Here is a 4,675-nt window from a genome sequence, read left to right as displayed (position 1 = left end):
ATCATCACCCGCCCCAAGCTGGTCGTCGGAAAATTCATGCGGGTATTTGTCCATGTCGCTGATGCCGAGGCCGACTTCGTGCAGCGCATGCGCCACCATTTCGCGGCGCTCGGTGCGTGTCGGCTGCTTCTCCAGCACATGCAGGGGTTCGGCGACTAGTTTTTCGACCTTCTGACGCGGGTCGAAGGATCCGTAGGGATCCTGGAAAACGACCTGCATGTCACGGCGAGCCGGCTTCAGCTCGGCTTCGCTCTTGCCGGTGACGGTCTCGCCGTGAAACCGGATCGTACCCGATGTCGGCCGATCCAGCGCCAGGATCATGCGGGCGAGCGTTGACTTGCCGCAACCGGAGCGGCCGACCAGCGCCACTGACTGACCCGGCGCCATCGACAGCGAGACATCGTCGACAGCGCGGATACCAGGCGCGCGTTTGAACAATGAGGTGCGCCGTCCGGGATAGTCGCGTGTCACGCTTTCGACCTGAAGCAAAGGTCGGCTCGTCTCGATGCCATGCGGCCTGGCGCGCGCCGGCACATGCATCGAGGCCTGCGCCAGCTGGCGCGTGTAGGGATGGAGCTGCTCGGACAGCGTGCGCGCAGTGTCGCCGGCTTCCATAACCTCGCCGCGGCGCAGGATAGTGATGCGGTCCGCCATCTCGGTCACCACGGCGAGGTCGTGCGAGATCAGGAGCAGGCCCATGCGGCTTTCGGCGACGAGGTCGCGCAACAGGTCGAGGATCTGTGCCTGCAGCACCACGTCGAGCGCCGTCGTCGGTTCGTCGGCGATCAGCAGCTTCGGCTTCAGGGCGCAGGCGATGGCGATGACGACGCGCTGGCGCTGGCCGCCGGACAGTTCATGCGGATAGCGCGACATAGGGAATTTCGCCGAGGGCAAGCCGACGCGGTCGAGCATTTTTCGCGCCCGGTCTTCGGCCTCGGCGCGGCTGGCCTTGGTGTGCCAGCGTATGCCTTCGGCAACCTGTTCGCCTATGGTCTTGACCGGATTGAGCGCCGTCATCGGCTCCTGGAAGACCATGCCGATATCGTCGCCGCGCAGCGCGCACATCTGATCCTCGCTCGCCGTGAGGATGTCGATGCCGTCGAATGTGACGCGTCCGGTGGCGCGCGCGGCATGGGGCAGAAGCTGCATCACCGTCAGCGCGGTCATCGACTTGCCCGAACCCGATTCGCCGACCAGCCCCATCACTTCACCGGGCGCAATGGAAAGCTCCACACCCCTGAGGATCTGCGTGTCGCCGATGGTCAGCGACAGGTTCTCGATGTCGAGCAGGCTCATCGCTGCCGCCGCGATTTCGGATCGAGGATGTCGGCGATGCCGTCGCCCAGGAGGTTCAGCCCCAGCACGGCGACAACGATCGCCATGCCCGGAAAGATCGCCATCCATGGCGCCACCACCATGCGGGTCTGCGCGTCGAACAGCATGCGGCCCCAGCTCGGCATTGGCGGTTGCGCGCCAAGGCCGAGATAGGAAAGCCCGGCCTCGGCTAGGATGCCCAGCGCGAACTGGATGGTGCCTTGCACCAGGAGCAGCGTGGCGATGTTGGGCAGCACATGTTCGATTGTGATCTGCGTGCTGCTCTTGCCGGCGGCGCGCGCGGCCAGAATGAACTCGCGCGGCCAGATCGCCAGCGCGCCGGCCCGGGCGACACGGGCAAAGACCGGGATGTTGAAGATGCCGATGGCGATGATGGCGTTGATCGCGCCTGGCCCGAAGATGGCGGTGATCATGATCGCCGACAGCAAAGCCGGGAAGGCGAAGACGAGGTCGTTCAGCCGCATCAGTGCCTCGTCGACGAGGCCGCCGCGTGCCGCCGCAAAGGCGCCGAGCGGCACGCCGACCCCCATGCCGATGCCGACCGCGACCAGCGCCACGGCAATCGAATTGCGGGCCCCGACCATGACCATCGACAGAATGTCGCGGCCGAAATGGTCGGTGCCGAACCAGTGCGCCAGCGAGGGTGCCTGCGTCTTGTCCGATATCACCAGTTTGGTGACGTCGTAGGGCGTCCAGCCATAAGAGACTACAGCCATTGCCAGGATCAGCAGCGTGATGACGAAACCGGCCACGAAGGCGGTATCCCTGAACGCCTTGCCCAGGATGTTGCCAAACGTCTCTTCTGACATCTCGATTTGCAGTGTCATTGCCGGCTTCTCAAGCGCGGATCGACAACCGCATAGGAAAGGTCGACGAGGAGGTTGACGGCGATGACGGCGGCGACCAGCAGCATGACGACGCTTTCGACGACGATCAGATCGCGCTGGGTGATGGCCTGGAACACCAGCCTGCCGAGGCCGGGCAGGTAAAAGACATTCTCGATGATGATGGTGCCGGCAAGCAGGAAGGCAAACTGCAGGCCCAGAATGGTCAGCACCGGGATCATGGCGTTGCGCAGTGCATGCCGCCACAAGACTGCGCGATAGGGCAGGCCCTTGGCGCGGGCGGTGCGGATATAGTCCTCGTTCAGCACCTCGATCAGCGCCGAGCGGGTAACGCGCGCCAGGATCGCGGCTTGCGGCAAGGCAAGTGCGACCGCCGGCAGCAGCAGCGATTTCAAGGCTGGCCAGATGCCAGCACTCCAGCCGGGAAACCCACCGGCCGGGACCAGCCGCAGCCAGACGGCGAAAACATAGATCAGCATCAGCGCGAACCAGAAATTGGGCACGGCGACGCCAAGCTGTGCGGCGCCCATCGAAATCGTATCACCGGCGCGTCCACGCCGGCTGGCGGAAAACAGGCCAACGGGAATCGCGATGATGGTGGAGAGCGCAAGCGCAATCAGCGCCAGCGGCAGCGAGACGGCAAGCCGCTCGCGCACCAGATCGATGACCGGCACCGAATAGGTGTAGGAGCGGCCGAAATCGAGACTGAGCAGGCCGCCGGCCCATTGCAGGTAGCGCAAGGCCAGCGGCGCGTTGAGGCCCATCTGGTTGCGCAGCAGCTCGACCTGATCGGCACTGGCGTTCAGGCCCAGCATCAGCCGCGCCGGATCGCCGGGCAGGATCTCCAGGACGGCGAACACCACCATGGAAGCCAGCACCAGCGTGGCGAGCGCGACGGCGAAGCGTTTTAGGAGGTAGGCGGTCATGGAAGGTGGGGGATCACTCGCTCCACTTCACCTTGGTCAAATCATTGGCCTGGATCGGGGCGTTTTCCCACAGGCCTTCCAGCTTGGCGTCCCAGACGCCGACCTTCGGCAATTCGTAGAGGAATCCGACCACGGCGTCGTCGGCCAGGATCTTCTGTGCCTGCCCCAGCAATTCCTTGCGCTTGGCTTCGTCGGAGGTGACGCCGAGATCGGCAATCACCTTGTCGAAGGCCGGGTTGTCGTAGTTGAAGTAATAGTCCTTGCGCGAATAGATATCGATGTCGTTGGGCTCGGTGTGGGAGACGATGGTCAGGTCGTAATTCTTCTTGGTGAACACCTGATCCAGCCACTGCGCCCATTCGACCGGGATGATCTCCAGATCGATGCCGACGTCGCGAAGTTGTGAGGCTATGATTTCGCCACCGAGGCGGGCATAGGCGGGCGGCGGCAGTTTCAGCGTCGCCTTGAAGCCGTTTTCGAGGCCTGCCTCTTTCAGCAATTCCTTGGCCTTGGCGACATCATGCTGGTAGCGGCCGGTGAGGTCGACATAATCCTTGCTGGCCGGCGACATGTGCGAGCCGATCGGCTGGCCGAGGCCGGCCGAGGCGCCGTCGATGATCGCCTTGCGATCGAGCGCGTAGGAGATCGCCTGCCTCACCTGCAACTTGTCGAAAGGAGGCTTCTTGTTGTTGATCGACAGGATGGTCTCACCCTCGGTCGAGCCGATCACCACCTTGAAGCGCGGATCGTCCTTGACCTGCGCGAGGCTGTCGGCATCGAAGAACGGGAAAGCCTGGATGTCGCCGGAAAGCAGGGCCGGCACATAGGCCGCGGCATCGGGCACGATGCGGAATTCGGCCTTGTCGAGGGACGCCGGTGTGCCCCAGTAATTGTCCGATTTGACCAGCGTGATCGACGATCCCTTGGCCCAGCTCTGGAACTTGAACGGGCCGGTGCCGATCGGTTTCTCCTTGTTGGTCTCTGCCGATTCCGGCGCCACGATCACCGCGTCACCCCAGCCCATATTGTAGAGGAAGGATCCCTGCGGGTTCTTCAGCGTTACTTTGACGGTCGCCGGATCGACGACGTCTATCGTATCGATGGCCGCGAATAGGCCCTTTTGCGCGTTGACCGAATTTTCGGCGCGGGCTCGATCGAGCGAGAATTTCACGTCGCCGGCATCGAGGTCGGTGCCGTCATGGAATTTCACGCCGGTTTGCAGCTTGAAGGTGTAGACCTTTCCATCATCGGAAATGGTCCAGCTTTCGGCCAGATCTGGCAGCACCTCGCCAGTGGGCCCGATGCGTGTCAGGCCCTCGAACACATTGGCATATAGAACCTCGTCGATTGCCGCGGCGGCACCTGCGGTCGGATCGAGATGCGGGGGTTCGAGCGGAATGCCGATGACCAGGTCGGTCCGCGCGGCAAACGCGGAAGCGCCGGCGGCCAGCGACAGCACCGCGGCCGCCAGGATGGTTTTCCACAGTTTCATCGTGCGACTCCCCATGCGTTTCAGACACGTGCTCGAACCCGGGCGATAGAAGCGTGATTTCGTCACGGAGTAAATTG

The 4,675-nt window shown here is 63.4% G+C and carries 4 protein-coding genes; all 4 read right to left on the bottom strand.

What is annotated here, in order from left to right; all coding sequences use genetic code 11:
* Positions 1–1,296 (bottom strand): ATP-binding cassette domain-containing protein (locus EOD15_RS28910; protein ID WP_148129678.1); only part of this gene is annotated, 1,296 nt, incomplete at its 3' end.
* Positions 1,293–2,162: an ABC transporter permease gene (locus EOD15_RS28905; RefSeq protein ID WP_127409067.1), complete on the bottom strand. Its 870-nt coding sequence runs from the start codon at positions 2,160–2,162 to the stop codon at positions 1,293–1,295. The genes EOD15_RS28905 and EOD15_RS28910, both read right to left, overlap by 4 nt.
* On the bottom strand, positions 2,159–3,106 hold the full coding sequence (locus tag EOD15_RS28900; RefSeq protein WP_127269831.1) for an ABC transporter permease: 948 nt from the start codon (positions 3,104–3,106) through the stop codon (positions 2,159–2,161). Before EOD15_RS28900 ends, EOD15_RS28905 begins: the two co-directional genes overlap by 4 nt.
* A gap of 13 nt (positions 3,107–3,119) precedes the next feature.
* Positions 3,120–4,598: an ABC transporter substrate-binding protein gene (locus EOD15_RS28895; protein ID WP_127409066.1), complete on the bottom strand. Its 1,479-nt coding sequence runs from the start codon at positions 4,596–4,598 to the stop codon at positions 3,120–3,122.
* Positions 4,599–4,675: the final 77 nt, after the last annotated feature.

Origin of the sequence: Mesorhizobium sp. M7A.T.Ca.US.000.02.2.1, from assembly GCF_003996995.1 — a bacterium.
Classification (GTDB): Bacteria; Pseudomonadota; Alphaproteobacteria; order Rhizobiales; family Rhizobiaceae; genus Mesorhizobium.
The sequence above is the reverse complement of the archived record's forward strand: the minus strand, read 5'-3'. Positions and strand labels throughout refer to the sequence as shown.

Coding starts and splice junctions, on each gene's coding strand:
- EOD15_RS28900 (WP_127269831.1), bottom strand. CDS start 3,106: ATGACCGCCTACCTCCTAAAACGCTTCGCCGTCGCGCTCGCCACGCTG.
- EOD15_RS28895 (WP_127409066.1), bottom strand. CDS start 4,598: ATGAAACTGTGGAAAACCATCCTGGCGGCCGCGGTGCTGTCGCTGGCC.
- EOD15_RS28905 (WP_127409067.1), bottom strand. CDS start 2,162: ATGACACTGCAAATCGAGATGTCAGAAGAGACGTTTGGCAACATCCTG.